The sequence below is a fragment of the Zunongwangia atlantica 22II14-10F7 genome (assembly GCF_002094855.1).
Lineage (GTDB): Bacteria > Bacteroidota > Bacteroidia > Flavobacteriales > Flavobacteriaceae > Zunongwangia > Zunongwangia atlantica.
Genome location: NZ_ARYN01000010.1, coordinates 122334 through 148777, shown reverse-complemented (window position 1 = coordinate 148777; position 26444 = coordinate 122334). Strand labels below are relative to the sequence as shown.

Genomic DNA, 26444 nt, shown 5'->3' with positions numbered 1-26444 from the left:
TTATGAAAAAACTAATTTTTAGTCTGGCTCTATTGGCCACTGCATTTTCGCAGGCTCAAAATAATACCAGTTACTGGCAACAGCATGTAGACTACGATATGGACGTAGATATGAATGTTGAAAATTACCAATATACCGGTACACAGGAGTTGGTTTATACCAATAATTCTCCAGATACTTTAACCAAAGTTTACTACCATATGTTCTTTAACGCTTTCCAACCAGGAAGCGAAATGGATTCTCGTTTACAGGACATCCAGGATCCAGATGGAAGAATGGTAAATAATAAAGGAGATCGTCAAAATCCAGATTACGAAAGTAGAATTGCCAAACTTAATGAAGACGAAATTGGTTATTTAAGAGCCACTTCTTTAACTCAGGATGGGAAGAAAGTAGAGATGGAAGATGAAGAAACAATTCTTATCGTTCATCTTGCTGAACCAATTTTACCTGGAAAATCTACTACTTTTAAAATGGAATTTGAAGGTCAGGTACCTGTTCAGATTAGAAGATCTGGTAGAAATAACGCTGATGGTGTTGCACTTTCTATGACGCAATGGTATCCTAAATTAGCCGAATATGATTTTGAAGGCTGGCATGCAGATCCTTATATCGCCAGAGAGTTTCATGGCGTTTGGGGAGATTTTGATGTAACCATTAACATCGACAAAGATTATATTATTGGCGGGACAGGAGTTTTACAAAACCCTGAAGAAATTGGTTATGGTTACGAAGAAGAAGGAACTAAAGTTAAACGTAAAGGCAAAAAACTAGCCTGGAATTTTAAAGCTGAAAAAGTTCACGATTTTGCCTGGGCTGCAGATCCAGAATATATCCACGACAAATTGGAAACTGAAAGCGGAGTAACACTTCACTTTTTATACAAAGACGATCCAAAAGTAACAGATGCATGGCAAAAAATTCAGCCAGAAACTGCAAAACTACTAGCTTTCTTTAACGAGCATATTGGTCCTTATCCATGGCCACAATATTCAGTTATCCAAGGTGGTGACGGTGGTATGGAGTATGCGATGTGTACCCTAATTACCGGTGGTGAAAGTTATAATGGTCTACTAGGAACTACGGCACATGAGTTTGCACATTCCTGGTTTCAGCAATTATTAGGAACAAACGAATCTGAGCATCCTTGGATGGACGAAGGTTTTACTACTTATATTTCTGGATTAGCTCAAAAAACGATCAAAGGAACTTCAGGAAATCCAACAGCTGGATCGTATAGAGGTTACAACTATATTGCAACTTCTGGTATGGAACAACCACAAACTACGCATGGTGATCGTTACGATATCAATACTGCATATTCTATTGCAGCATACAGTAAAGGAGCGGTTTTCTTATCGCAACTTGGTTATATAATTGGTCAGGATAATTTAGCTGAAACTTTAAATCGTTATTATGATGAATGGAAATTTAAACATCCAACACCAAACGATTTTATAAGAATTGCTGAAAAAGTTTCTGGAGCCGAATTACACTGGTATTTAACAGATTGGACCGAAACTACCAACCAAATCGATTACGCGATAAATAGCGTTGAAGCGGCAGAAAACGGAACCAAAATCACCTTAGAAAGAAAAGCTTTAATGCCAATGCCTGTTGAAGTTACAGTAACTTTAAACGATGGTAGTAAAAAATTATACTATATGCCATTGCGCATGATGCGTTGGGAAAAACCAGCTGAAGGAGATGTAGAGCGTATTTTAAAAGAAGACTGGCCTTGGGCACTTCCAACTTACGAGCTGGAAATCGATGCTGCAAAAGCAGATATAAAATCGATCGAAATCGACGAATCTCAGCTTATGGCAGATGTTAACCGTAATAATAATACGTACGGACAGGTAGATTCAGAATAACAATATTTTTCTATTGAATAGAAAGTCCGGCAAATGCCGGACTTTTTTGTTTTAAAAAAGCTTCCATAATCCAGAACCTCGGGGTAATCCCATGAGATAATAGGAAATTGAATGTCCGCAATAGATCATAATGAGTTGTGGTCACCCTGAACTTGATTCAGGGTCTCATCACAATATATTTTTTTTCAACATAGTATGATATTCCGGATCAAGTCCGGAATGACGATCACAACGAATTATTACAAATTACGGATAATCAAATAGGAAAAGTTAAAAATAATTCGAGTCGATCCTGAGGAAATTAAACCATAAATAAGGGATTAAATTTTATTTAGTCGATCTATTTTATATTTTTAGAATACCAATCCAACCTCAAGAATATGAAATTAGCGTTTTTTAGCACCAAATCTTATGATAAAGAATTCTTTGATCCTTATCACAAACAAGAAATAGATCTTAAATATTTTGAAGTTAGATTATACAAAGACACTGCAGATCTTACCAAAGGTTACGATGGTGTTTGCGTTTTTGTCCACGACGATCTGGATGAAGAAACTTTAGCGATTTTAGCTGAAAACAAAGTTAAATTTGTGGTACTGCGCTGCGCCGGTTTTAATAATGTAAATCTGGCTGCAGCGGCTAAATATGATATAAAAGTGTATCGTGTACCGGCATATTCTCCAGAAGCCGTTGCAGAGCATGCGGTTGCACTTATTCTTACTTTAAATCGAAAAACACACAAAGCGTATAATCGTATTAGAGAAGGAAATTTTTCCTTGGAAAGATTACGCGGATTCAATCTTCATGGGAAAACTGTGGGTGTGATTGGGACCGGTAAAATAGGAAGCATTTTTGCAAAAAATATGACAGGTTTTGGCTGTAAGATTATCGCTTACGACAAGTTTGAAAATAAAGAAATCATAGAGCAGGGCGGTACTTATGTTTCTTTTGAAAAATTACTAGAACAATCTGATATTATTTCTTTACACTGCCCGCTAAATCCAGAAACCAAGCACATCATCAACAAAGAAAGCTTTAAATTAATGAAAGATGGTATGATGCTAATTAACACCAGCCGTGGCCCATTAATTAACACCGTAGATACGATCGAAGCACTTAAATCTGGTAAATTAGGTTATTTAGGTATCGATGTTTACGAGCAGGAAGAGCAATTGTTTTTTAAAGATCTTTCTGAAAGTGTGATCAAAGACGATATTATCGCGAGGTTAATTTCTTTCCCAAACGTTCTCATTACCGCACACCAGGGATTTTTAACCAAAGAAGCATTGCAGCAAATTGCTGAGGTCACCATACAGAACATCAAAGATTTTAAAGCGGAAAAAGAAACCAATAATCAGCTTAAGGTTTAGTTTGTAATTATCCATTTACAATACCTATTTTTGGGGCATGGAAGAAGGCTTCAAAAAACATGAAAAATTAAAGAGTAAAATTCTTATCGATAAGCTTTTTGCTGAAGGTATTTCGATAAAGAATTATCCGCTTAGATTGGTCTATATTCCTATCACTTCCCAGGATTCTGTGACAGTTTCAGCTAAAAATCGATATTTTAAGACTGGATTTTCTGTTCCGAAGAAATTTATAAAAACCGCTGTACAACGCAATCGCATCAAAAGACTGATGCGAGAATCTTTCAGAAAAAATAAGTATATTGTTATGACCGGGGCAAAACAGCAATATGCGTTGATGTTTATTTATCTTTCCCGCGAAGACATTTCTCAAATAAAGATGGAGCAGTTAATGCTTAACTTACTGGAACGCTTAAAACAAAAGGAAAAAATAAGCGTTTTAAAATAGTAAACTACCTGAGGGTAAAAACCTAAGGCTTTTTTTCGAAAATCGTCTTTATATCGAGGCTTGCCTCGGAGTATTTAATCTCGATTATCGAGTAAGATGAAGTTGGTATTCATCCTTAAATTATTAATGAAGATGAAAAAAAATCTCTATAAAAAAACACTAATCTTAGCTGTTAGCGGGGTGGTGTTATTCACAAGTTTCGGTTTTAAATCTGATTTCTTTGAGATCGCGAAACAAATTGAAATTTTTACCACGCTTTTTAAGGAAATCAACATGAATTATGTTGATGAAACCAGCCCGGCAGATCTTATGGATACCGCGATAAAATCGATGTTAACAGATCTGGATCCTTATACTAATTTTTGGAGTGAGCAAGATGTACAAAGCTCCAGAATTAATATGGAAGGAGAATATACCGGCATTGGTGCGGCTTTAAAACCAGATGAAGATATCCTGTTAATAACTGAAGTTTATAAAGATTACCCTGCAGATAAAGCCGGATTAAAACCTGGCGATAAAATCACTAAAATTGGGGATACCAAAGTTTCAGATTTTACTGAAGGTGCACAAACTTTATTAAACGGATCTTTAAATTCTGAAGTTAATATCACTTACCAAAGACAGGGAAAAACACAACAAACCAGCATTAAAAGAAGTTCGGTTGAATTAAAAGCGGTGCCGTTTTATAGTCTTTTAGAAGATAATAGCGGCTATGTGGTTTTAAGTAGATTTAACCAAAAAGCTTACGAAGAAACCAGCAGAGCGGTTAAAGATCTTAAAAGCCAGGGTGCAGATAAGATCATTCTTGATCTTCGAGGAAATCCCGGTGGTTTATTAAGCGAAGCGATAAACGTGAGTAATATTTTCTTAGAAAAAGGAGAACTTATTACCAGCACCAAATCGGTAATCGAGAAATATAATAAAGAATATTACACCCAAAAGGAGCCAATAGATACTAAAATTCCGTTAGTGGTTTTAGTGAATGGGCAAAGTGCTTCGGCTAGTGAGATCGTTTCAGGAGCTATTCAGGATCTGGATAGAGGAGTAGTGGTAGGTGCGCGTACTTTTGGAAAAGGATTGGTACAACGCCCAAAAGAGATCGCTTACGGTACGCAACTTAAAATTACTATCTCTCGCTATTATACACCAAGCGGACGCTGTATACAGGCTTTAGATTACCGTAAACGAGATGAAAATGGGGAAGCTGTTCGTACAAAGGTGGAAGATTATAATGCTTTTAAAACCAAAAACGGAAGAACAGTTTACGATGGCGGTGGAGTTTTACCTGATGTTCGCTTAGAATCTTCAGAATATAGTAGTATTACCAGAGCGCTTTTAGAGAAGAATGCTATTTTCAATTATGCCACCAATTACTATTATCAAAATAATGTTGAAGATCCCGTAACTTATGAATTTAGCGATGCCGATTTTAGTGATTTTAAAGACTATTTAAAAACTTCAGATTTTAACTATAAAACAGATACTGAACAGGAATTGGAGCAATTGTTAATAACTGCACAATCTGAAGGTTTTCAGCAAGATATCCTTGATAGTTATAAACAAATATCTACTGAGATCGATAAAAGCAAGGCTGAAGATCTAGATAATAAGAAAGAAGAAATTAAATCGGTTTTACAAGACCAGATCATTAAACATTATTTTTATCAGGAAGGTTTATATCAAAATCATGTAGCTAATAGCGAAGAAATAAAAAAAGCCAGGGAAGTTTTAAACAACCCTGGCCAGTATGCTAAAATTCTACAAAATTAAGCACTATTTTACCATAGCAATGTGTGGGATGCCGTCTTCAAGATATCCTTCACCAAGGCTGGTAAAGCCATGACTTTCATAGAATTTAATTAAATATTGTTGTGCTGAAAGTTTAATATTTTCAGTACCAAAATGATCTTTAATTGCTTTTATTGAAGCTTTCATGATCTGGTGACCATAAGCATATTTTCGTTGTTCCTGTTTTACAACAACGCGACCAATTGCGGCTTCTTCAAAATAAAATCCTTTATCAAAACAGCGTGTATAAGCTACAATTTCGCCATTTATATCACCAATAATGTGTAATGCTTTATCGTCTTTGCCATCGATATCCTGATATACGCAATCCTGTTCTACCACAAAAACTTCAGATCTCAATTGTAAGATTTGATATAACTCATTTAAGCTAAGCTCGTTGAATGTTTTAATACTAATGTTCATTATTAGGCTTTAAAAAATGAATCCCGATTTTATACAAAATCGGGATATATTATTTACTTGATTGTTAATTACTGGCACGGAATCTTATCGATCCTTGTTTGGTGTCTACCACCTTCAAATTCAGTATTTAAAAAAATCTTTACCATATCTACCGCCTGTTGTGTAGAAACAAAACGTGCAGGGATACTTAAAATGTTAGCATCATTATGCTCTCTTGATAATTTAGTGATCTCACCCGTCCAACACAATGCGCAACGTATTTTTTGATGTTTATTGGCCGTCATACTGGCACCATTACCGCTACCGCAAATGATAATTCCAAAATCTGCTTCTCCGTTTTCAACATCTTCTGCAACGGGATGAACAAAATCTGCATAATCTACGCTATCATCTGTATTTGTACCATAATTTTTTACTTCGATACCGGCTTCTTTTTCTAGATACAGTTGTATTAGGTTCTTATACTGCGTCCCGGCGTGGTCATTACCAATGGAGATTTTCATAATTCTAGTTTTATTAACTACTTACAAAGGTATAAAAAGTGCTTATTAACCTAAGAATATTGCATTGTTAATTACTTTTTAAATAGCCTTTATTTTCAGGTGTTTAGAATTGACAATAACTTGTGAATAACCTTTGATGAGAAAATAAAAACCTAATTTGCTTTATTCAGAAAAAATTACAAAGCCAACTATAGGAGCATATATCCAAATTATAAGTCGGTTATTTTTCTTCAAGTTTTCAGCAACTAACAACAGGTTATAAACAGCCTGTGAATTTTAAAATTTCAAGAATTTATATGTTAATTTAAAATTTAAGAATTGTTAAGTAAAGCTTAAAAACATAAGGCTTTCAAGTAGTTAAGAATATAAACACCTGTTGATAAGTTGTTATCAAATAATCACAAGTCAAATTCCAAATAAATCAAGCAAATTTTATTGTACAAATTAACACGCAATCATATATCATCATTTAAGTTTTAAAAAAAAGAAAAGAAAAATAATAGATATATATAATGTGAATAACTAAGAATGACTAAACGATTCTAAGATGATTATTCTTTCTAAAAGTTTGGTCTAATAAATTTTTTGCTTTAGTTAGATGTGATGGATGGATGTAAAGTTTAATGCCGCCAAGGCCAAAGGAAGATAAAGGAATAAGATCTATAACTGTTTCGTTCTTAAAATGATAAAGAATATTTTCGTTGTCTAAAAGATGTTTAACAACGTGACACTCGTGTGAATAAGTAAAACTTTCTAGGTAGATATAATCTTTCATGCACCTGATTAATAGGTACTTAAAGATACACTTTATTTCTTAATTATAGTGTGTGATTTTATGCTGAACGGGAGTATGATTAGGATCAAGTTCAGATCGCTGATTTAAAGAACTGTTGATGTAAGTAAAAAAGCCAATAACCCCAAGCAGAAAAATGAGGAAAAATAAGATGAAAAATCTTCTAGATTTGGTGGCTAACAACTTCATTACTCTAAAATTAGCTATAAAACTCCATTAAAATCGAACTGCAAAATTAAGAAATTATTAAGATAATTATAACATTTTTAACGCAGGAATTTGGTCTTTATTTTAGGCCTTAGACGTTAATTTTCATCTTTTCTTACTAAAACTCTTAGAACTTGTTTAGAATGCACTTAACAAAACTTTACATTCATTTTCATCTAAAATCAGTTATATACACTAATTTTACCTGTATATGGGAATGAAACGAAAGAAGAAAAACAATAAATCCAGTGGTAAACTGGGTAATCTTGATAAAAAGATCACCGATATTCTAAGAAAGGATGCCGGTAAAGCGTATAATTATAAACAAATAGCGGCAAAATTAGGTGTAGACGATCCTAGCAGCCGAAATCAAATTACCAAGAAATTAGCACAGTTAGCGGCTAAAAAAGAAATCAACCAGGTAGATCGTGGAAAGTTTATGGTAGAAAAAGGTGCGAATTATCACACCGGTATTTTAGATATGTCTACCAAAGGTTATGGATTTGTTATTGTGGATGAGTTTGAAGAAGATATTATGATTCCGCAACAAAACTTAAATTCAGCTTTTCATGGGGACGAGGTAGAAATTTATGTTTATAAACACCGAAGAAGAAAAAAATCTGAAGGAGAAATAACTAAAATCATCAAACGTAAACGAAGCAGTTTTGTTGGTGTTTTACAGCTGAAGAAAGATTTTGGATTTGTAGTGATCGATGATCCAAAGATGTATACCGACTTTTTTGTTCAGAAAAACAAATTAGGAGAAGCACAGGATGGCGATAAGGTTTTGGTAGAATTTGATGACTGGCCAAAAAGAGCCGATTCACCTTTTGGAATTATTACCAGAGTCTTAGGAACTCCTGGACATCATAATACTGAAATTCATTCAATCTTAGCACAATATGGTTTACCAGCAGATTTTCCTGAAGAAGTAGAAGAATTTGCAAATAAGATCGATCTTTCGATTACTGAAGATGAAATAAAAAAGCGTCGTGATATGCGCGATGTTTTAACTTTTACAATCGACCCAAAGGACGCTAAGGATTTTGATGATGCCTTAAGTTTTAGAAAATTAGAAAACGGAAATATAGAACTTGGTGTTCATATCGCCGATGTTTCGCATTATTTACAACCAGATACGATTCTAGATGAAGAAGCTTACGAACGTGCAACTTCTGTTTATTTGGTAGATAGGGTAGTGCCAATGCTTCCTGAAATTTTGTCGAACGGAGCCTGTTCTTTAAGACCACATGAAGAAAAATATACTTTTTCTGCTGTTTTCGAATTGGATAAAAATGCAAAGGTAAAAGACCAGTGGTTTGGTAGAACGGTAACCTATTCTGATGCCAGATTCGCTTATGAAGAAGCGCAGCATATTATAGAAACCAAAGAAAATACGATCCCAGAAGATATTTCGATTCGTGAAGAAGGAGCTTATGAAGTAGATGATAATATCGTTGAAGCTGTTTTAGAATTAGATCGATTAGCAAAAAAAATGCGATCGGTAAGAATGCGAGATGGAGCCATTTCTTTTGATAAAGTTGAAGTGAAATTTCATCTGGATGAAGAAAACGAACCAGTAGGTGTATTCTTTAAAACTTCTAAAGATGCTAATAAGCTTATCGAAGAATTTATGCTGCTTGCCAATAAAAAAGTAGCCGAATTCATAGGAAAACAAAAACCGAAGAAAACTTTTGTGTATCGTTGCCATGACGAGCCAAATGAAGAAAAATTAGCATCCTTACAAACTGTTGTTGGGCGTTTTGGACATTCTCTTAATCTAACCGATAGAAAAAGCGTTACAAGCTCTCTAAATAGTCTTTTAAAAGATGTGCAGGGTAAAAAGGAACAAAACCTTGTAGATACACTTGCGATTAGAACGATGAGTAAAGCGTATTACGGTACAGAAAATATTGGGCATTACGGTTTAGCTTTCGACTATTACACACATTTTACCTCGCCAATTCGTCGTTACCCAGATGTTATGGTACATCGTTTGTTACAAAAATATCTGGACGGAGCAGATTCTGCCAGTGAAGATGTTTATGATGAAAAATGTCATCATAGCAGTGAGATGGAAAATCTTGCAGCAAATGCCGAGCGTGATTCGATAAAATACATGCAGGTTAAATTTATGCAGGATCACCAGGACGAAGAATTTTTGGGTGTGATCTCTGGAGTAACCGATTGGGGAATTTTTGTAGAAATTGAACAAAATAAATGCGAAGGAATGATTCGTTTACGTGATCTAACAGACGATCATTACGAATTTAACGAAGAGCATTATGCTGTTATTGGTAGAAAAACTAATAAGACCTATCAGTTAGGTGACGAGGTTTATGTAAAAGTAAAAAATGCCGATCTAGTAAAACGTCATTTAGATTTTACTATGTTGGGATTAAGAGAAGATTTTGAAAGATAGATTAATTTAAAAAGCATGAAAAAGATAATGATTATTGCATTTGTGGTTTTAGGATTAAACCTAAATGCACAGGAAACTAAACATGATCTTGCAGATTTTCAGAAGATATTTGTTTACGATGGTTTACCCGTAAAACTTGTTAGATCTAATGAGAATAAAGCGGTTGTAACTGGCGAGAGTAGGGAAGATGTAGAATTTGATGTAGAAAATGCTACTTTAAAAATAAAGTTAGGAATCGATAATATTTTTGATGAAGATGACGATACCCAGGTACTACTTTATTACAAAAGTATTGATGAGATTAGAGCTAAACAAAATGCTTCAATAATTATAGCCGATAAAATTAATGCTGAATTTTTCACGCTGGAAGCTCAGGAAGGTGGCGATATTACGGGTGAGTTTGAAGTTGATAATTTAATAGCGCTAATTAGAAGTGGTGGTGAATTAACACCTTCAGGAAAAGTAAATCACCAGGAAGTAAATATTAATACTGGCGGAAAATATTACGCTAAAAACCTGCAATCTGAGTATCTAAACGTAGATATTAAAGCAGGTGGTGTGGCCGATGTAACTGTAACTGGAAAAGTAACTGCTAAGGTTAGAGCAGGAGGTACCGTAAATGTGTATGGCGATCCAGAAGAGATAGATAAAAGCACATTGTTTGGTGGTAAAGTGGTGAGAAAGAACTAATCTTTTATTTTTGCATTCTAAATACAGCTTATGCTACATGATATTTTAGCAGCCATGCCATTAGGCTTATTTTTGGCTTTTATGTTGGGACCAGTTTTTTTCGTATTACTGGAAACCGCAGCAATAAAAGGCTTTAGGGCTGCTATATCTTTTGATTTAGGTGTAATAATTGCAGATACAGTTTTCCTTTTCATTGCATATTTAAGTACTACCAAACTGCTTGAACGTATAAAAGACGATCCAGCATTATTCATTTTTGGTGGTGTGATTCTTACTACCTATGGTGTGATGACTTTTATTCAGACAAAAAAATCATTACCGCAGGAAGAAGAAAGTCCGGATATTAGAAAGCTAGGAAAAAGTGATTATCTGGGATTAGCTTTAAAAGGTTTTTTACTGAATTTTATTAATGTGGGAGTACTTGGCTTTTGGCTTGGTTTAATCATTGTTTTTGGACCTAGATTAGAAATGCAAAGCGATCGAATTTTAGTGTTTTTTAGTACAGTTTTAGTGACCTACCTTATTGTTGATGTTTTTAAAATCTTACTGGCTAAAAAACTTAATAGAAAGCTTACGCCTAAACGAATTTATTTAATGAAGAAAGGAATTAGTATTATGCTAATTGTTTTTGGAATTGTTTTGATCTCTCAAGGAGCTTTTCCTGGTGAAGTAAACGAAATTAGAGAACAAATAGATAATATTACCCCGGGTGATGGGATAGGTCTTTTCGAGTAAATTTTTTCCTGGGTTCGCCCTAATATTCCTTATTCTTTATACTGAGGTTGAAAAAAAATAATGCTGAAAATCGATAATTTTAGTAACTATTTTTGGAGATTTCTTTGAATATACCTGAAGTATATAATCTAATTTACTTAGAAATATGAAATAAAAAAAGGCTTTCCAAAAATCTGGAAAGCCTTTTTTGTTGAGGCATCGAGCGGATTCGAACCGCTGTACATGGTTTTGCAGACCACTGCCTAGCCACTCGGCCACGATGCCCTTTTAATTAGGGAACGCAAATGTAATAAAAATTTTAAGTTCTAAAACTAAAATTTTATCTGGATTTACTTAGCGTTACACTAACCATTTCTACATTACCTCCAATTGGCGGGTTAATTTTTGATACTGAAACCTTTACCTTTTGTACCATTAAAATTTCTTGCAACACGCGATTATTAATACGCTGCGCTACACTCTCTAAAAGTTTAGATCTTATGGCCATTTCTTCTTTAACGATTTTGTTTAAATGAACATAATCGATGGTGTCTACTAACTCGTCTGATGTAGCCGAATTAGATAGATCGCCTTTTACTTTAAGATCTACGCGATAATCGCTTCCTATTTTTCCTTCTTCAACCAGGCAGCCATGATAAGCAAATACCCTAATGTTCTTCAGTTTAATACTTCCCACAAATAAGTTTTTGGCAAAGATAGGACTGTTTTAATTCTTTAAAATTATTTATGCTGAATTGTTTTCTTCCGTAGTAATTTTCATTTTAAGATTCGATATATAATTCTGCTTAAGATAACTTTATGCGATGCATTAATTTTTGATAACTTTGTAACTTATTTTATTGGCACCGCCAAAGGGTATAATACCTAGAGGCTTGTCTTGAAATTAAAAATTATTTCCAAGGAATGCTTTGTAGGCTTGCCTCGAGGTAATTTACTTGGTTCGAGATTTGATCTGATAGTTCATTTTATCAGGATTCAAATCTTAATTTAAAGAAAAGAGCAATTTATTTTGTCCTTAAAATTGGATGAAATTTTATAGATTTTGAACTAAATATTTATTCATATCCTGTAATTGGGATGCTGATTTAACGTATGGCTGAAGAAAAAAAATCACTCAATTTTATTGAGCAAATTATAGAAGAAGATTTAAAAGCAGATTATAAAAAGGAAAATTTAATGTTTCGTTTTCCGCCAGAACCTAATGGTTATCTGCATATAGGGCACGCTTCTTCGATTTGTTTAAATTTTGGTTTGGGAGAGAAATATGAAGCTCCTGTAAATCTAAGATTTGATGATACCAATCCAATCAAAGAAGAAAGAGAGTTTGTTGATGCGATTAAAAGAGATGTAGCTTGGCTTGGTTACGAATGGGCTAAAGAATGTTATGCATCAGATTATTTTCAGCAATTGTATGATTGGGCTGTTGAAATGATTAAGAATGGCGATGCGTATGTAGATAGCCAGACCTCTGAAGCAATTGCAGAGCAAAAGGGAACACCAACACAACCAGGAAGTGAAAGTCCTTATAGAAACAGAAGTGTTGAAGAAAATCTGGAACTTTTTGAGCAAATGAAGAATGGAGAAACGGCAGAAGGTGCTCATGTTCTTCGTGCTAAAATAGACATGGCCAGCGGAAATATGCTAATGCGCGATCCTATTATGTATCGTTGTGTGCATAAACCACATCATCGTACAGAAAGTGAATGGAAAATTTATCCAATGTACGATTGGGCACATGGTGAAAGTGATTTTATAGAACAGGTTTCACATTCGTTTTGTACACTAGAATTTTTACCGCATAGAGAATTATATAACTGGTTTATTGCAAAGGTGAGTAAAGAGGGAGAATTTATCCCTAAACAGCGTGAATTTGCACGTAGAAATCTTAGTCATACCGTTGTGAGTAAACGTAAATTGGCACAATTAGTAGAAAAGGGAATTGTACAATCCTGGGATGATCCAAGAATGCCAACAATTTCTGGCTTAAGACGAAGAGGATATACTCCAGAAGCTATTAAAAATTTTGCTGATTCTATTGGAGTTGGGAAACGTGAAAATATGATCGATGTTTCTCACTTAGAATTTTGTGCTCGTGAAGATCTAAATAAGAAAGCACCACGAGTGATGGGTGTTTTAGATCCAGTAAAATTGGTGATCACTAATTATCCTGAAGGAGAAGAAGAATGGCTTGAAGCTGAAAATAATCCTGAAGATGAAGCTGCAGGAACAAGACAGGTTCCGTTTAGCCGAGAGTTATATATCGAAAGAGAGGATTTTAAAGAAAGTGCAAATCGTAAATTCTTTAGATTAACACTTGGTAAAGAGGTACGTCTTAAAAACGCCTACATCATAAAAGGCGAGGATGTTGTAAAAGACGAAGAAGGAAATATTTTAGAAATACACTGTACTTACGATCCTAAGAGTAAAAGCGGTAGCGGTACAGAGGAATCTTTAAGAAAGGTAAAGGGAACATTGCATTGGGTATCTATTAAACATGCTTTAAAAGCAGAGGTACGTCTTTACGATCGTTTGTTTACTGAAGAAGCTCCAGATGGAGTAAAAGACAGAGATTTTCTGGAATTTGTAAATCCAGATTCATTAAATGTAATTACCGGTTATGTAGAGCCTAGTTTAAGTTCTGCTGAAGAATTAGATAAATTTCAATTTCAAAGAATTGGATATTTCTGTATAGATAAAGACAGTACAAAAGAACATTTAGTGTTCAATAAAACTGTAGGCCTAAGAGATAGTTGGGCTAAATTACAGAAGTAATAGTTGCATAAGTTCTTGTTTAAGAATATTTTAGTATAGCCAAAATACATATTAACCGGTTATTAACAAGGGATAACCGGTTGATACTGTATATTTGAGAGAAAGTATAAATCCAAAACTTTATTTTATTATGGCAAATACAGGAAGCACATTGTTAGCATTGGTAACCGGCGCAGCTATTGGAGCAGGAATCGGTTTATTATATGCTCCCGATAAAGGTGAAAAAACAAGAAAGAAACTTAAAAAAGATGCTTTAGATGCGCAAGATCGCTTTTCTAAAAAGTATAATGAAACAGCATCTAATTTAACTGAAAAAGCAAAAAAAGCGAAGTTAGATTTCGAAGAAAGATTAGAAGAAACACTTTCTAATGCCAGCCATAAAGCTGATGATATTTTATCTGCAATGGAATCTAAATTGGAAGAGTTAAGAAAGCAAAACGCTAAATTGCAAAAGGAAGTCAAGAAAGAAGAAGCTGAGACAAAAGCGAATAAAGTAGTGGTTTAATTTTTATGGCGTTTGAAAAACTCACTAATAGTATTGACGAACTTAACGATAATGTAAAGGCATTTGCACACTCTAATGCCGAGTATTATAAACTTTTAATTTTTAAGCAATCTTCAAAATCTGCCATTTTACTGGTTATGTTTTTGATCGTTGCTTTTGCGCTTAGTACAGCGGTAGCATTTATTTCTATAGGTGTGGCCTTTGCAATAAGTGCTGCTTTAGAACAGCCTTCAGCGGGATTTTTTATTGTTGGGGCATTTTATTTGATTTTGATTGTTCTGTTCGTAATCTTTGGCAAAAAACCACTAACCAAGTTTATGCTGAAGAAGTTTTCACGTGAAATTTTTAATGAAGACAATTAATGAAACAGTATTCAAGTTTTGAAGAAATAGATAGAGATTTAAAAATTTTAAAACTTCAAACGCAAATCGATAAAGAAGAAATTAAACTTACAATAGAAGAAGTAAAAGATTCGCTTTCTCCAATTCGTGTAGTTGGAAATGCTGTTGGAGCAATTATGCAAAAAGCAATCGTTTTAAAGGCTGTAGCGAAGATTTTTGGAGTAAAACGAGTAGTTACTTCATCTAAATAGAGAAACGCTCTAAAAAGATATTAAAAAAGGCTTCTAAAAATAGAAGCCTTTTATTTTTGTCTAAAATCGCCTAATTTTAGCTTAGTGTCTTAATAGCTTGTTGAATTCTTGAAATTGTTTCCTGTTTTCCTATTGCTTCAGAAATTTCAAAAAGATCTGCTCCCTGTAAAGAACCTACTAAAGAAATTCTATAAGGTTGCATAATTTTCCCAAAACCAATTTCTTTACTGGTGATCCATGATTTTACTTTTTCAGAAATTAGTTCAGCTTTAAAATCTTCAACATTTTCTAAAACTTCAATAAGCTCTGTCATTAAAGGGTTAGTATCTTCTTTCCAGGCTTTTTTGGTATTTTTAGGATCGTAAGAAGTAGGGGAGGTGAAGAAATAAAATCCCTGTTCCCAAATATCTTCGATAAAAACTGCTCTTTCTTTTACCAATGCTACTACATGTTTTGTGTAGTCTTTGGTAGCTTCAATTTCTTTATGCTTTAAAATTTCTAAAAATTCTTCAGCAATAAAATCATTATCGGCTTCTTGTAAATAATGTTGCTGGAACCATTTTGTTTTTTCAGGATCAAATTTTGCTCCACCTTTATGTACTCTTTTAAGATCAAAAGCTTCAGCTAATTCTTCTAAAGAAAAGAATTCCTGTTCAGTTCCTGGATTCCAACCTAAGAAAGCTAACATATTAGTAACCGCTTCAGGAAAATATCCATCTTCACGATATCCAGCTGAAATTTCATTGGTTTTTGGATCTTTCCATTCTAGCGGAAATACTGGGAAACCTAATTTATCACCATCGCGTTTACTTAATTTTCCTTTTCCCTGTGGTTTTAGAATAAGTGGTAAATGGGCAAATTTTGGAGCATCCCATCCAAAAGCACGATATAACATAAAGTGTAATGCTAAAGAAGGTAACCATTCTTCACCACGAATTACGTGAGAGATCTTCATTAAATGATCATCTACAATATTCGCTAAATGATAGGTAGGCATCCCGTCACTTTTATACAAAACTTTATCGTCTAATATATTGGTGTCGATCTCCATGTTTCCTCTAATTTCATCTGAAATTTTTAGGATTTCGTCTTGTGGAGATTTAAAACGTACAACATAATGTTCGCCGTTTTCAATTCTTTTTTTAACCTCTTCTTCTGTTAAGGCTAATGAATTATCTAGTTTTTCACGATTATGCCAGTTGTAGATAAAAGTTTTACCCTCAGCTTCGTGAGATTTTCTTTGATTGTCTAAATCTTCAGCACTATCAAAAGCGTAGTAAGCATCGCCGCTTGCAATAAGTTTATCGGCATAAGCTTTATAAAGACTTTTGCGTTCGCTTTGGCGATATGGGCCGCAATCTTTTTCTTTTCCTGGTCCTTCATCATAAGGAATATTACACCAGTTTAAAGAATCGATAATATATTGTTCAGCTCCTTCAACATATCTATTTTGATCGGTATCTTCAATTCTTAAAATAAAGTCACCGCCATGCTTTTTAGCAAACAAATAGTTGTATAAAGCTGTTCTTACTCCGCCAATGTGTAAAGGCCCTGTTGGGCTAGGTGCAAATCTTACGCGTACGTTAGAAGACATATTTGGTTTTATTTTTGTGGCAAAGATACAACCTAAATAATGCAATCCTAAAATATGTGATGTTTGGATTTTGGTAATTTTCGAAATTTTAACCGACTGTTATTTATGCTGAATATTACTTACATTTAGGCAAATCAATAGGATAGAGAATTTGAGTAGTGTTGGCTAAAAGAATAATCTTCTAGTTTCTTATTTTCTAGTACTTGAAGTTAATCCCAAATTAGGGAAAATGAAGACAGAATTTTATGGCAGAATTTGAAGCGATTAAAAATCAATTACAATCATTTATCAGGAAATATCAATTAAATTTTTTGATAAAAGGGGTTGCGTTATTTGTTTTAATTGGATTGGTATTTCTATTGCTTCTTTTATCATTTGAAAATTATATCTGGTTTGATTCTGGCATTAGATTTTTTCTATTTCTCTCTTTTGTTATTATAGAATCTGCCTTATTAATATTTTTTGTTGGTCTGCCACTTTTAAAAGTTTTGGATCTAAAACGTGCAATTTCAGATAAGGAGGCTGCCATTTTAATTGGTAATTATTTTCCTGAAATTGATGATAGATTACTTAATCTTATCGAGTTGAAATCTCAAAATAACTCTGAATTTTTAGAAGCAGCAATTCGCCAAAAATCATCTGAACTTAAATTTTATAATTTTAAAAATGCTGTCAATTTTGTCCAATATCGCAATTATATGTTGGCGGCTTTTATTCCTGTTTTGCTAATTATTTCTTTTGTGATTAGTGGAAAGGGCGAGTGGTTGTTTAGTTCGTTTAATAGGATTAAGAATTATGATCAGGTTTATGAAAAGCCAGCACCTTTTAGTTTTGTTTTAAATACTGAAGATCTTCATGTGATAGAAGGTGAAGATTATCTTTTAGAAGTGAATGTTATTGGTGAAGAAATTCCGCAGCAATTAAAAATCGTTGTTGAAGATGCAGAATATTTTATGAAGGCACTAGCACCAGGTCGTTTTTCTTATGTTTTCAGAAATGTAGCTGAAAATCAACAATTTAGGTTAAAATCAACTAATATAAGCTCTAAAACTTATAATTTGGATCTTATTCCCGTTCCTGAATTAGTAAGTTTTACTATTGATATTAATTATCCTGAATATTTAAATCGAGAGAGTGAGCAAATCTCAGGTGATGGGAATTTAAGCATTCCTGAAGGTACATCTTTGCAATGGAATTTTAAGCATCATAACACAGATCATGTAAATCTACAATTTAAAGATAGCCTTTTAAAAGTGGATAAGTCTTTTGTAAAAGTTTTTACCGAATCAAGCAATTATAGTTTGTCAACTTCTAATTCATTTTTGGATAATTACCAGGAACTTTATTTTCAGATTGAAGTTATTAAAGATAGAGCGCCGCAGATACAGGTAGAGGAGAAGTTGGATTCTTTGGATACTTCACAAAAATTTTATGGGGGAAAAGTAAGTGATGATTATGGTATTTCAAGGTTATTATTGCGCTATCGAAAAATAGGTTCTGAGAAATTTGATTCAAAATCAATCAAAATCAATAATGCTAATATTAGTCAATTTTACACTTCTTTTCCTGGAGAATTAGAATTGGAAGAAGGTAGTAATTATGAATATTATTTTCAGGTTTTTGATAACGATGAGGTTAATGGATCTAAGTCGGCTTCTTCTCAATATTTTACTTTTTATGAAAAGACTTCAGAAGAAATAGAAGATGAAAATTTAGATTTTCAGGAAAATAATATTGATAATTTATCGGAAGAGTTTGATAAATTTCAGCAAGAAGAAGATTTGAACAACTTACTTAATGATCAATTAGAGAATAAGGAGTTTGATTATGAGCAGCGACAAAAGTTAGAATCTTTTATTAAATCTCAGGAGCGTGAAAATGCTTTAATGGAAAAATTTACAAAGAATATTCAAGAGAAATTGGAGGAATCTAATCCTGAAGATAAGGATGCAGAAAATTTAAAAAACCGACTAGAAAATAGCCAAAGTAAGCTTGAAGATAATAAAAAGCTTTTGGAAGAATTAAAAAAATATTCTGATAAAATACAGAATGAAAATTTGCAGCAAAAGCTTGAAAAGTTGTCTAAGAATAAAAATTCTTCTAAGCGTAGTTTGGAGCAACTTGTAGAATTGACCAAGCAATATTATGTAGAGCAAAAATATAATCAGTTAGTTGAGAAGTTGAAGAGGTTAGGGGAGGAGCAGGAGAATTTGGATAACTCTGAAAACTCTCAAGAGGAAATCAATGCTAAGTTTGGAAAAATACAAGATGATTTAGATGAACTTCAGGAAAAAAATAATGATCTAAAACGTCCAAAATCACTTGAAAGAAATCAAGATTCTGAGGAAAGTATTAAGCAGGATTTGGAGGAATTGAATTCTGATAGTAAGGATATGGATCAGGATCAAAAGAAAAAGAAGCAGCAAAATACTGGTAAAAAAATGAAGGAACTTGCTGAAGAAATGAGTAGTAATTCTGGTTCTTTAGAAATGCAGGTTTTGCAAGCTGATATAGAAACTTTAAGGAAGGTTTTGGATAACTTGGTGATATTTTCTTTTGAGCAGGAGCAGTTAATGAATGATTTTTCAAGTATTCAGGCTGATAGTCCTGAATACTCTAAACATTTAAAAGAACAATATTTATTAAAGGAGAACTTTGAGCACGTAGATGATAGTTTATTTACGTTGGGATTAAACAATGAATTTATAGCTGATAAGGTTTTTGAATTGTTAGAGGATGTATCGTTTAATTTGAATAATAGTTTAGAAGAACTTGCTGAAGTTAGGGTTTCGAAATCCTTGGCTTCACAACAATATACAATTACCGGTGCCAATGATTTGGCTGTGATGCTTAGTGGAATTTTGAATAATATGAATGATCAAATGAATTCTTCTGGTTCGGGTGGTGGCGACAGTAATGGTCCGCAGTTACCAGATATTATGGAGCAGCAGCAAGAATTGGGTATAGATATTCAAGAAGAAATGGAGAAGGGTCAAAACGGTAATCAAGAACAAAATGGAGAAGGGCAGCAATCCAAATTATTTGAAATTTATAAAAGACAGGAAGAAATAAGAAAAAACTTAGAGAATGTCTTAAAGGAAAACGGGATGGATCTGAACGATTTAAATAAGGATTATGACCAGCTAGAGAATGATATTTTGAACAATGATTTGAACCAGAATTCTCTAAATAATTTGGAAAGAATTAATCAAAAGATGTTAGATCTAAATCAATCTTTAAATGAAAAAGGGGAGCGAGAAGAAAGAGAAAGTGAAACCAATCGGCGTCAATTTGATAATCAATCTACTAAAGAAATTATAGACATAAAAGATTATTTTAATAGCATTGAAATATTAGATAGACAAACATTACCTTTGCGGCCGAATTTAAAGCAAAGGATTAATACGTATTTTAATGAATAATCAAGACGGTATTATTAATTTTTATTCTGAAAATGATTTCATTTTAAAAGATGAGGATGTATATAAAAATTGGATTAATCGTGTAATTTCTTCTGAAGGAAAACGACTGGGAGAGATAAGTTACATTTTCTGTGACGATGATTATTTATTAGATATTAATCAACGATTTTTAGATCACGATACGTATACCGATATCATAAGTTTTGATGATTCTATGGGAAATCTTTTAAACGGAGATATTTATATAAGTACTGAACGTGTACATGAAAATGCGCTTGAATTTAATGAGGATTTCGAAACTGAATTAAAGCGGGTTATTATTCATGGCATTTTGCATTACTGTGGTTATAAAGATAAATCTGAAGAAGATGCTGCTTTAATGCGTGAAAAGGAGAGTGAAAAAATTAAATTGTTCCACGTGGAACAATCTTAAAATTTATAGGATTTTATGTTCAATAAGGAGTATGATGTAATTGTAGTTGGAGCTGGGCATGCTGGAAGTGAAGCTGCGGCTGCGGCTGCAAATATGGGATGTAGCACTTTACTAGTTACAATGAATTTGCAGAACATCGCGCAAATGAGTTGTAATCCTGCTATGGGCGGAATCGCAAAAGGACAAATTGTTCGTGAGATCGACGCCATGGGTGGATATAGTGGATTAGTAAGTGATACTAGTGCTATTCAGTTTAAAATGCTTAACAAATCTAAAGGTCCTGCCATGTGGAGTCCGCGTGTGCAAAGTGACCGTATGCGTTTTGCTGAAGATTGGAGACTTCGATTAGAACAAACTCCTAATCTTGATTTTTATCAGGAAATGGTTCATGGTTTAATTATCGAGAATCATAAAATTAAAGGTGTTCGTACTTCACTAGGAATTGAGATTAGAGCTAAATCTGTTGTTTGTACTAATGGTACTTTTTTAAACGGATTAATTCATATTGGAGATAAACAACGTGGTGGAGGTAGAGCAGGGGAAGCCGCTGCAACCGGAATTACAAAAGATCTTATCGATTCAGGTTTTGAGGCCGGAAGAATGAAAACCGGAACGCCGCCTAGAGTTGATGGTAGATCTTTAGATTATTCGAAAATGGTAGAACAACCAGGTGATGATGTTCCGGGTAAATTTTCTTATTCAGATGAAACAAAACCATTAAGTAGACAGCGTTCTTGTTATATGACATATACCTCAAACGAGGTGCATGATATTTTACGTTCTGGTTTTGATCGTTCACCAATGTTTAATGGTAGAATTAAAAGTTTAGGTCCGCGTTATTGTCCTTCGATTGAAGATAAAATAAATCGTTTCGCAGATAAAGATCGTCACCAGCTTTTTGTTGAACCCGAAGGTTGGAATACAGTTGAAGTTTATGTAAACGGATTTTCAACTTCGCTTCCAGAAGATGTTCAATTTAATGCATTAAGATCTGTAGCTGGTTTTGAAAACGTAAAGTTTTTTAGACCTGGTTACGCAATAGAATATGATTATTTTCCACCAACACAGTTGCAGCATACTTTAGAAACTAAATTGGTGGACGGCTTATATTTTGCCGGTCAGATAAACGGAACTACGGGTTACGAAGAAGCAGCTTGCCAGGGAATGATGGCAGGAATAAATGCGGCTTTAAAAGTTCAGGAAAAAGATCCTTTTATCCTGCAAAGAAATGAAGCTTATATTGGTGTGCTTATCGACGATTTAATTACGAAAGGAACAGAAGAGCCTTATCGTATGTTTACTTCTAGAGCTGAATATAGAACTTTGCTTAGACAGGATAATGCCGATTTTAGATTAACTGAACGTTCTTATCATTTAGGTTTAGCTTCTGAAAAAAGAATGCGTAAAATGGAAGAGAAGAAAGAAAAGTCTTTGGCTTTTGTTTCTTTTTTGAAGGATACTAGTGTTGTTCCTGAAGATGCAAATCCTGTTTTAGCCTATTATAATTCTTCCCCGATGAAGCAATCTGATAAGATTTTTAAGATCTTTTCTAGACCAAACATTGCTATGGAAGATGTTCGGAAATTCCCAGGAGTAGAAGAGTTCATTGCAGAGAATAATTTAGATACTGAAATGTTAGAGCAAACCGAAATTCAGGTGAAATATTCGGGCTATATTCAAAAGGAAAAGAATAATGCAGATAAATTGAATCGTTTAGAGGATGTAAAAATTCCTAAGAACTTTGATTATTCTAAAATAAAATCAATGTCTTTTGAAGCTCGCGAAAAGTTAAATAAAATTCAGCCTACAAATGTTTCGCAGGCGTCTAGAATAAGTGGTGTTAGTCCTAATGACATTTCCGTTTTATTAGTTTACATGGGACGTTAATTTTTGAACGTTCCACGTGGAACATCTAGTTTTCTATGTTTCGATATTGTTTAATTTTAGTACTAATTTTTTGTTTAGCGGGATGCCGAATAACAACACATTCGGTTCCTAATATTGAAGGTTCTAGAATTGTGGAGACAGAAAATGGGCAGAATTATTATCTATTTCAAACAACACTTCAACGGCCAATCGCCAAAAGCTGGTTTAAAAATTATTTAGATTTAAATAGGGAAGATGATTTAATTAGATCTGAAGTTGTTCTTTTTCCTGAATTAGAAAAAGAATTTTTAGTGACGATTAGCGTTAAAGATGATCGAGAAATTTATACCGATATTCCTGTTGCAGAAAAAATACTCGATGGTTTGTTAGGAAATGATGATGATGATAATAATTATGAAGAATCTGATCTTGAAAAGAAGAAAGAGACAAATCAAGGTTCGATAAAATTCTTCGTGAATATTACAATTTCAGATAAAGAAGGGAACGATCATATTTCAACTTCATCTTTATATTCGAGCAGGGTTAGAAATTTTCTTCAGCAATTAGAAAATGACTTTTTCGAATATCAGAAAAATTATAAAGCATTACCTTAAGTGGAAGACTCAACAATTTATTGCAAAGATTATTTAGTAAGTGGCGAAGAGTATCGATTAGAAAAATGGAAGCATTACGATATTTTAAAAACTCAACCCGTTCCAGAAAATCTTGCGGCTTATTACAAAAGTGAAGATTATATTTCTCATACAGATTCGTCAAAATCTTTTACCGATAAATTATACAATATTGTAAAGGCTTATATGCTTCAGAAAAAAGTAGGCTGGATATTAAAGGAAAAATCTAGCGGAAAACTTTTGGACATTGGAGCAGGTACTGGAGATTTTTTAAATGCGGCTTCTCGTTATTTTGAAGTAAATGGAGTAGAGCCAAGTGAAATTGCCAGAGAAAATGCTAAAAAGAAGAATCTGAATTTAAAATCTAATCTAGCAGAAATTTCTGATACTTACGATGTAATTAGTATGTGGCATGTTTTAGAACATGTGCCAAATCTTAATCATCAAATTGAAGAATTTCATCGATTACTAAAAGATGACGGAATTTTAGTTATTGCGGTTCCTAATTATAAAAGTAAAGATGCTGAAATTTATAAAGAGCACTGGGCGGCTTTTGATGTTCCTCGACATTTATGGCATTTTTCAAAAATTGGAATTCAGACATTATTTCTAGAAAATGGATTTCAGCTTTATAATTCTACCGGATTGAAATTTGATTCTTATTATGTAAGTATGCTTTCAGAAAAACATCGCGCGGGAAAGCAAAATCTATTGGCGGCGTTTAAAAATGGTTTAAAATCAAATTTGGCTGCTGCTAATACCGGCGAATATAGTTCGATGGTTTATTTCTTTAAAAAATCACCTAAATAATCGAAATAAGCGTTTTTAAGAGTGTTTTTTAGTTGTAGGTAATAAAATCTACGCTATAATTTTAAAACGTTCTTAAATCTGTTTATAAACAGCTCTTTTTAATAAATTATTCTTATTGAATTTAATGTTAACATAATTATACGCTATTATATGTAATTTCACTAAGAATCCGTGGTTTTTACTAGAATTATAAAATTTCAGCCCAGACCATTTCTTAGGTTTTAATTTACGTTATTAAACAAAAGCACCTCACTTAAAATACTTTTTTTACATTTGCTGCCGACTAAAAATTTAAAAGATGAAAAAATTAATCGCGATAGGAGCAGTAGCAATTTCATTAATTTCTTGTAATCAGGAAAAAACAGCTTATGTAGATACTACAAAAGTGATTCAGGATTATAAAGAATTAAAAGATGTTGAAGCAAAATTTGAAGCTCGTAGAGATTCTTTAACTCAGTTAATCACCGGGCCACAACAACAATTTCAGCAAGAAGTTCAGGAATATCAGCAAAGCATGAATTCTATGTCTGCTGCGCAAAGACAGGCTAAAGAGCAGGAGCTACAGCAAAAAGGTCAGCGTTTACAACAACAAAGTCAAATGATTGGTCAGCAATTAAGAAATGAAAGTGATACGGCTATCGACGAGGTTGTTGAAAAAGTGAAAGATTTTGTAGCAGAATACGGAAAAGAAAATGGATACACTTATATCTTTGGAAGTAACGAATCTGCAAACATCATGTATGCTAAAGAAGGATTAGATATTACAGATGAAATTCTAAAGGAATTAAATGAGAGTTACGGTGGTGAACCAACAATCGAAGCTCCGGCTGAAGAAACTGAAACAGATACAACTTCAGCAAAATAATATATATTGAAATTATAGATTTTGAGGCCCGGTTTTTAGCCGGGCTTTTTTATTGTCGATAACCACGTAATTTATTGAATTATTATCCCAAAGCGAAGAATCCAAGGATTACTAGGATGAAATAAATAGTAATTCCGGCAGAACTTTGATAATCTTTGGCTACGCGTTGCCCAAACAGAAGCATCATTAGGCTTGCAGCACAACTTATTAGTGAAAACTGACTAAAATTGAAGCTACTAAAGCTAAAAATTCGGTTTATGATCGCTAAAATTAGTAAAATCACAGCGATCAATTCTATTAAAACCAAAATCGGTAAAAGAAAGACTATCTTTTTTGCCAAAAAGCTGTCTTTAAAATGAGACTCCATAAAAGATTTGGTGCCTTTATAATCACTTATTTTTTCGAAAAACGACATAAAAAAAGTGATAAGCAAAAAGACCAATATTAGCAGTAAAGCAATATTAAAATCGATTTTAGCCATTTTTTAAGCTGCTTTAATATGTAAAAATCTTGTAAGCCTGATTGAAAGATCGGTTAAAACGATTTTAGCATTTCCGTTTCTTTCAATGTGATAAATAGCATCTTCAATGGCTTTTGTAATGGGTAGAATATTGTTTCCGTGTACAAAAGGAGCAAATTTTTTAAGCTGGAATCCTTTGGTTTTTGGTGATAAGAACACAAGATTTTCGGCTTTATAATTCAGCATTAAGGCCTGTCTGAAAAAATCCAGGCAGTACAACAAAAAGCTCTTCTGTTTTTCACGACCCATTGTAGCAATTTCTTCACTCCAGCTAATAAGTTCCAGAACGGTTGCTTTATTTCCTTTGGCTTTAAATGCGGTTCGTACCCAATCGATAAACCACTGCTCAAATTGGTCGTCTGCTGTATCTTTTTGTAGAAGATGTAATGCTCTTGTGTAACTTCCGTTAGATTGATGTGCGATTAAGCTGGCTTCCTGGATATCTAAATTTTTAGATGCAATCAATTTTTCTGCAATATCAGCTTCGGCTAATGGCGGAAACTTAAGGGTTTGGCATCGCGATTTTATGGTTTGTATAATTTGCTCTTCGTCTTCAGCAATAAGAATAAAAATGGTCTTATTTGGCGGTTCTTCGATAAGCTTTAAAAGTTTGTTCGCAGCAGCCGTATTCATACGATCTGCCATCCAGATTATCATTACTTTTAAGCCACCTTCATAAGCTTTTAAGGACAAAGATTTCACGATATCCTGGGCTTCGTCTACCCCAATTTGTCCCTGTTTATTTTCAATACCAATATGCTCGTACCAATCAGTTAAACTTCCGTAGGGATTATGCTGAATAAAACTACGCCAGTCTTCCATAAAATTCGCTGAAACCGGATGACTTTTAATCGTTTGATTTGTCGCTACCGGAAAAGCAAAATGAAGATCTGGGTGTGAAATATTGGTAAACTTCAAATTACAGGAAGCATTTCCATGCTCGTTCTCACCACCCTGGTTTTTACAAAGCAGGTATTGCGCATAGGCAATTGCCATTGGCAAAGTACCACTGCCGCTATTTCCAACAAATAATTGGGCGTGTGCAATACGGCTATTATCTGCAGTAGTGGTTAGATGATTTTTAATATGTGGGAGTCCTACAATTTCTTTAAAAAGCATGAGCAAATATAAAGCTTATATGCGGTTTTATATCTTCGGAAAAAATTATATTTGTAATAAACCG

Annotated in this window: 23 protein-coding genes and 1 tRNA gene; 17 read left to right on the top strand and 7 right to left on the bottom strand. The window is 33.6% G+C overall.

Annotated elements, in window-relative coordinates:
• The first annotated feature begins 2 nt into the window (after positions 1 to 2).
• From IIF7_RS12335 to IIF7_RS12320, 4 genes are all read left to right on the top strand, one after another.
• Positions 3 to 1874, top strand: coding sequence for a M1 family metallopeptidase (locus tag IIF7_RS12335; RefSeq protein ID WP_084842002.1), 1872 nt, complete (start codon positions 3 to 5; stop codon positions 1872 to 1874).
• Positions 1875 to 2254: 380 nt separating this feature from the next.
• Positions 2255 to 3244, top strand: a complete 990-nt coding sequence (locus IIF7_RS12330; protein WP_084842001.1) for a 2-hydroxyacid dehydrogenase — start codon at positions 2255 to 2257, stop codon at positions 3242 to 3244.
• Between the two features lie 37 nt (positions 3245 to 3281).
• Positions 3282 to 3689 (top strand): ribonuclease P protein component, encoded by a 408-nt coding sequence (gene rnpA / locus IIF7_RS12325; RefSeq protein ID WP_084842000.1) that lies wholly within the window; start codon positions 3282 to 3284, stop codon positions 3687 to 3689.
• A 132-nt stretch (positions 3690 to 3821) separates the two neighbouring features.
• Positions 3822 to 5459, top strand: a complete 1638-nt coding sequence (locus IIF7_RS12320) for a S41 family peptidase (RefSeq protein WP_084841999.1) — start codon at positions 3822 to 3824, stop codon at positions 5457 to 5459.
• A gap of 3 nt (positions 5460 to 5462) precedes the next feature.
• Here IIF7_RS12320 and IIF7_RS12315 read toward each other — a convergent pair whose 3' ends face one another.
• The gene (locus tag IIF7_RS12315; RefSeq protein WP_084841998.1) at positions 5463 to 5900 is read right to left on the bottom strand and encodes a GNAT family N-acetyltransferase; all 438 of its coding nucleotides are present in this window, start codon (positions 5898 to 5900) and stop codon (positions 5463 to 5465) included.
• A 68-nt stretch (positions 5901 to 5968) separates the two neighbouring features.
• A complete protein-coding gene (locus IIF7_RS12310) occupies positions 5969 to 6403 on the bottom strand; it encodes an RpiB/LacA/LacB family sugar-phosphate isomerase (protein ID WP_084841997.1) in 435 nt (144 codons plus the stop codon).
• A gap of 1217 nt (positions 6404 to 7620) precedes the next feature.
• Here IIF7_RS12310 and rnr point away from each other — a divergent pair.
• From rnr to IIF7_RS12290, 3 genes are read left to right on the top strand one after another with little or no spacing between them, the layout of a single operon-like run.
• The gene (rnr, locus tag IIF7_RS12300; protein WP_084842039.1) at positions 7621 to 9825 is read left to right on the top strand and encodes a ribonuclease R; all 2205 of its coding nucleotides are present in this window, start codon (positions 7621 to 7623) and stop codon (positions 9823 to 9825) included.
• Positions 9826 to 9840: 15 nt separating this feature from the next.
• A complete protein-coding gene (locus IIF7_RS12295) occupies positions 9841 to 10515 on the top strand; it encodes a head GIN domain-containing protein (RefSeq protein WP_084841995.1) in 675 nt (224 codons plus the stop codon).
• 30 nt (positions 10516 to 10545) lie between these two features.
• Positions 10546 to 11250, top strand: coding sequence for a LysE family translocator (locus IIF7_RS12290; RefSeq protein WP_084841994.1), 705 nt, complete (start codon positions 10546 to 10548; stop codon positions 11248 to 11250).
• Between the two features lie 193 nt (positions 11251 to 11443).
• Here the strand turns inward: IIF7_RS12290 and IIF7_RS12285 are convergent.
• Positions 11444 to 11514: transfer RNA gene (locus IIF7_RS12285), tRNA-Cys, on the bottom strand.
• Positions 11515 to 11569: 55 nt separating this feature from the next.
• On the bottom strand, positions 11570 to 11926 hold the full coding sequence (folB, locus tag IIF7_RS12280) for a dihydroneopterin aldolase (RefSeq protein WP_084841993.1): 357 nt from the start codon (positions 11924 to 11926) through the stop codon (positions 11570 to 11572).
• A 416-nt stretch (positions 11927 to 12342) separates the two neighbouring features.
• On the opposite strand from folB, the gene IIF7_RS12275 reads away from it, so the two are divergent.
• From IIF7_RS12275 to IIF7_RS12260, 4 genes are all read left to right on the top strand, one after another.
• Positions 12343 to 14022, top strand: coding sequence for a glutamine--tRNA ligase/YqeY domain fusion protein (locus IIF7_RS12275; protein WP_084841992.1), 1680 nt, complete (start codon positions 12343 to 12345; stop codon positions 14020 to 14022).
• Between the two features lie 130 nt (positions 14023 to 14152).
• A complete protein-coding gene (locus IIF7_RS12270; RefSeq protein WP_084841991.1) occupies positions 14153 to 14527 on the top strand; it encodes a YtxH domain-containing protein in 375 nt (124 codons plus the stop codon).
• A gap of 5 nt (positions 14528 to 14532) precedes the next feature.
• Entirely contained in the window at positions 14533 to 14889 is a 357-nt protein-coding gene (locus IIF7_RS12265; protein ID WP_084841990.1) for a phage holin family protein, read from the top strand.
• Positions 14889 to 15119 (top strand): DUF6327 family protein, encoded by a 231-nt coding sequence (locus tag IIF7_RS12260; protein WP_084841989.1) that lies wholly within the window; start codon positions 14889 to 14891, stop codon positions 15117 to 15119. The genes IIF7_RS12265 and IIF7_RS12260 overlap by 1 nt, the downstream gene beginning before the upstream one ends.
• 76 nt (positions 15120 to 15195) lie before the next feature.
• Here the strand turns inward: IIF7_RS12260 and gltX are convergent, their stop codons facing one another.
• A complete protein-coding gene (gene gltX / locus IIF7_RS12255) occupies positions 15196 to 16713 on the bottom strand; it encodes a glutamate--tRNA ligase (RefSeq protein ID WP_084841988.1) in 1518 nt (505 codons plus the stop codon).
• Between the two features lie 245 nt (positions 16714 to 16958).
• Between gltX and IIF7_RS12250 the strand changes: the two genes are divergently transcribed.
• The 6 genes from IIF7_RS12250 (at position 16959) to IIF7_RS12225 (ending at position 24741) form a co-directional block, all read left to right on the top strand.
• Positions 16959 to 20135 carry a ring-infected erythrocyte surface antigen domain-containing protein gene (locus IIF7_RS12250; protein WP_084841987.1) on the top strand — a complete coding sequence of 1059 codons (3177 nt, stop codon included), beginning with the start codon at positions 16959 to 16961 and terminating at the stop codon, positions 20133 to 20135.
• Positions 20128 to 20568 carry an rRNA maturation RNase YbeY gene (gene ybeY, locus IIF7_RS12245; RefSeq protein ID WP_084841986.1) on the top strand — a complete coding sequence of 147 codons (441 nt, stop codon included), beginning with the start codon at positions 20128 to 20130 and terminating at the stop codon, positions 20566 to 20568. Before IIF7_RS12250 ends, ybeY begins: the two co-directional genes overlap by 8 nt.
• Positions 20569 to 20583: 15 nt before the next feature.
• The gene (mnmG, locus tag IIF7_RS12240; RefSeq protein WP_084841985.1) at positions 20584 to 22455 is read left to right on the top strand and encodes a tRNA uridine-5-carboxymethylaminomethyl(34) synthesis enzyme MnmG; all 1872 of its coding nucleotides are present in this window, start codon (positions 20584 to 20586) and stop codon (positions 22453 to 22455) included.
• A gap of 35 nt (positions 22456 to 22490) precedes the next feature.
• Complete coding sequence (locus tag IIF7_RS12235; RefSeq protein WP_084841984.1) at positions 22491 to 23048, top strand: hypothetical protein; 558 nt, start codon at positions 22491 to 22493, stop codon at positions 23046 to 23048.
• Entirely contained in the window at positions 23049 to 23876 is an 828-nt protein-coding gene (locus IIF7_RS12230; protein ID WP_084841983.1) for a class I SAM-dependent methyltransferase, read from the top strand. It abuts the gene before it with no gap.
• A 298-nt stretch (positions 23877 to 24174) separates the two neighbouring features.
• Entirely contained in the window at positions 24175 to 24741 is a 567-nt protein-coding gene (locus IIF7_RS12225) for an OmpH family outer membrane protein (protein WP_084841982.1), read from the top strand.
• Between the two features lie 82 nt (positions 24742 to 24823).
• Here the strand turns inward: IIF7_RS12225 and IIF7_RS12220 are convergent, their stop codons facing one another.
• Both IIF7_RS12220 and IIF7_RS12215 read right to left on the bottom strand, forming a co-directional pair.
• Positions 24824 to 25222 carry a DoxX family membrane protein gene (locus IIF7_RS12220; protein WP_084841981.1) on the bottom strand — a complete coding sequence of 133 codons (399 nt, stop codon included), beginning with the start codon at positions 25220 to 25222 and terminating at the stop codon, positions 24824 to 24826.
• A 3-nt stretch (positions 25223 to 25225) separates the two neighbouring features.
• Positions 25226 to 26380: a DNA polymerase III subunit gene (locus tag IIF7_RS12215; protein ID WP_084841980.1), complete on the bottom strand. Its 1155-nt coding sequence runs from the start codon at positions 26378 to 26380 to the stop codon at positions 25226 to 25228.
• Between the last annotated feature and the right edge of the window lie 64 nt (positions 26381 to 26444).

Coding starts and splice junctions, on each gene's coding strand:
- IIF7_RS12335 (WP_084842002.1), top strand. CDS start 3: ATGAAAAAACTAATTTTTAGTCTGGCTCTATTGGCCACTGCATTTTCG.
- IIF7_RS12330 (WP_084842001.1), top strand. CDS start 2,255: ATGAAATTAGCGTTTTTTAGCACCAAATCTTATGATAAAGAATTCTTT.
- rnpA (WP_084842000.1), top strand. CDS start 3,282: ATGGAAGAAGGCTTCAAAAAACATGAAAAATTAAAGAGTAAAATTCTT.
- IIF7_RS12320 (WP_084841999.1), top strand. CDS start 3,822: ATGAAAAAAAATCTCTATAAAAAAACACTAATCTTAGCTGTTAGCGGG.
- IIF7_RS12315 (WP_084841998.1), bottom strand. CDS start 5,900: ATGAACATTAGTATTAAAACATTCAACGAGCTTAGCTTAAATGAGTTA.
- IIF7_RS12310 (WP_084841997.1), bottom strand. CDS start 6,403: ATGAAAATCTCCATTGGTAATGACCACGCCGGGACGCAGTATAAGAAC.
- rnr (WP_084842039.1), top strand. CDS start 7,621: ATGAAACGAAAGAAGAAAAACAATAAATCCAGTGGTAAACTGGGTAAT.
- IIF7_RS12295 (WP_084841995.1), top strand. CDS start 9,841: ATGAAAAAGATAATGATTATTGCATTTGTGGTTTTAGGATTAAACCTA.
- IIF7_RS12290 (WP_084841994.1), top strand. CDS start 10,546: ATGCTACATGATATTTTAGCAGCCATGCCATTAGGCTTATTTTTGGCT.
- IIF7_RS12275 (WP_084841992.1), top strand. CDS start 12,343: ATGGCTGAAGAAAAAAAATCACTCAATTTTATTGAGCAAATTATAGAA.
- IIF7_RS12270 (WP_084841991.1), top strand. CDS start 14,153: ATGGCAAATACAGGAAGCACATTGTTAGCATTGGTAACCGGCGCAGCT.
- IIF7_RS12265 (WP_084841990.1), top strand. CDS start 14,533: ATGGCGTTTGAAAAACTCACTAATAGTATTGACGAACTTAACGATAAT.
- IIF7_RS12260 (WP_084841989.1), top strand. CDS start 14,889: ATGAAACAGTATTCAAGTTTTGAAGAAATAGATAGAGATTTAAAAATT.
- gltX (WP_084841988.1), bottom strand. CDS start 16,713: ATGTCTTCTAACGTACGCGTAAGATTTGCACCTAGCCCAACAGGGCCT.
- IIF7_RS12250 (WP_084841987.1), top strand. CDS start 16,959: ATGGCAGAATTTGAAGCGATTAAAAATCAATTACAATCATTTATCAGG.
- ybeY (WP_084841986.1), top strand. CDS start 20,128: ATGAATAATCAAGACGGTATTATTAATTTTTATTCTGAAAATGATTTC.
- mnmG (WP_084841985.1), top strand. CDS start 20,584: ATGTTCAATAAGGAGTATGATGTAATTGTAGTTGGAGCTGGGCATGCT.
- IIF7_RS12235 (WP_084841984.1), top strand. CDS start 22,491: ATGTTTCGATATTGTTTAATTTTAGTACTAATTTTTTGTTTAGCGGGA.
- IIF7_RS12225 (WP_084841982.1), top strand. CDS start 24,175: ATGAAAAAATTAATCGCGATAGGAGCAGTAGCAATTTCATTAATTTCT.
- IIF7_RS12220 (WP_084841981.1), bottom strand. CDS start 25,222: ATGGCTAAAATCGATTTTAATATTGCTTTACTGCTAATATTGGTCTTT.
- IIF7_RS12215 (WP_084841980.1), bottom strand. CDS start 26,380: ATGCTTTTTAAAGAAATTGTAGGACTCCCACATATTAAAAATCATCTA.